The organism is Streptomyces sp. CB01881 (genome assembly GCF_002953255.1).
Lineage (GTDB): Bacteria > Actinomycetota > Actinomycetes > Streptomycetales > Streptomycetaceae > Kitasatospora.
Window position 1 is genome coordinate 10,870,313 of the sequence record NZ_CP026498.1, and the last position, 1,507, is coordinate 10,871,819.

Annotated in this window: 1 protein-coding gene; it reads left to right on the forward strand. The window is 74.8% G+C overall.

Features of this window, described 5'->3' with window-relative positions; all coding sequences use genetic code 11:
• Positions 1 to 250 precede the first annotated feature (250 nt).
• The gene (locus tag C2142_RS36775; protein ID WP_241003034.1) at positions 251 to 1,294 is read left to right on the forward strand and encodes a LacI family DNA-binding transcriptional regulator; all 1,044 of its coding nucleotides are present in this window, start codon (positions 251 to 253) and stop codon (positions 1,292 to 1,294) included.
• Positions 1,295 to 1,507: the final 213 nt, after the last annotated feature.

The following is a 1,507-nucleotide window of genomic DNA, read 5'->3' on the forward strand; positions in this document are numbered from 1 at the left end:
ATTCCCCCTCCCCGACCGTGCCACGGCCGCCCCACCGGCCGCCCCACCGGCCGGTGGCACGGTCGGTTCGGCACCCACCGGCGATCACCGTGATGACCGGTCCGAATGTTGTGGGAAATCCAGGTGCGCCGTCCGCGCCCGCCAAGAGCTCCAGCGGGGTTCGTCCCACGAAGCCGAGCGGTTAGCATCCGTTCCGTACGGCCGGATCGCAGCGGTGGAGTTCGCCCGGCGGGGCGTGCAGGAGGACCTGGTGACAAGAGTGGCGACCCTCGCCGAGATCGCGCAGGAGGCGGGCGTCTCGGCGCCGACTGTTTCGAAGGTCCTGAACGGCCGGGCCGACGTCGCCCCGGCCACCCGGGAGCGGGTGGAGAAGCTGCTCCGGCAGCACGGTTACCGCCGGCGGGGCGGCGACACCCGGACCAGCCCGCTGCTCGACCTGGTCTTCCACGAGTTGGACAGCTCCTGGGCGACGGAGGTGATCCGCGGCGTCGAGAACGTGGCACGCGAAGAAGGCCTGAGCATAGTGCTGTCCGAGTCCGCCGGGCGGCTGACGCCGGGTCAGTCGTGGGTGGACGGGGTGCTCGCCCGGCGGCCGACCGGTGTGCTGCTGGTCCTGTCCCGCCTGGAGCGCTCGCAGCAGGAGCAGTTGGCAGGCCGCGGCATACCCTTCGTGGTGCTGGACCCGGCGGGTGACCCGGGTCAGCAGGTGACGTGCCCGCGCACCACCAACTGGGACGGCGGCCTGGCCGCCACCCGGCACCTGCTCGACCTCGGTCACCGCCGGATCGGCCTCATCGGCGGGCCGGCCCGGATGATGTGCAGCCGGGCCCGGGCCGACGGGTACCGTGCGGCGCTGGACATGGCGGGCATCGCGTACGACCCGGAGCTGGTCCGCGCGGGAGACTTCCACCACGAGGCGGGCCGCCGGATCGGGGTGGAATTGCTGGGGAGGCCGGACCGGCCGACGGCGGTGTTCGCGGGGAACGACCTGCAGGCCCTCGGACTCTACGAGGCCGCCCGTGAGCTGGGGCTCCGTGTCCCCGAGGACCTCAGCGTGGTCGGCTTCGACGACCTGCCGCTGGCCCGCTGGGTCGGTCCGCCGCTGACCACCGTCCGCCAGCCGCTGACCGAGATGGCCGAGGTCGCGGCCCGCCTGGTCATCGACCTCGCACGGGGTGCCAGGCCCGCCGCGCTGCGGGTGGACCTGGCCACCACCCTGGTCGAGCGCAGCAGCACTGCGCCGCCGCGGGAGGCGGCCGGCACGGTTGGCGGCGGGTCGGTCGAGCCCTGGTAGGGGAGGACGGCCGCCGTGGCGGTCAGGGTTCCCGGCCCGGCGCTCCCGGTCTCGGGGAGCATCGGGCGCTGATCCGGCAGGTCCGGCGGGTTCGGCAGTCCCTGCGGGGGCTGTGGGGCCGCCGAGCCCGGCGGGGTGGGCGGCTCCTGGGGGTCGGTGGGAGTGGGGGCGGGAGTGGCGGTGGGGGCGGGCGACGGAGCGCTCTGCCGGGTG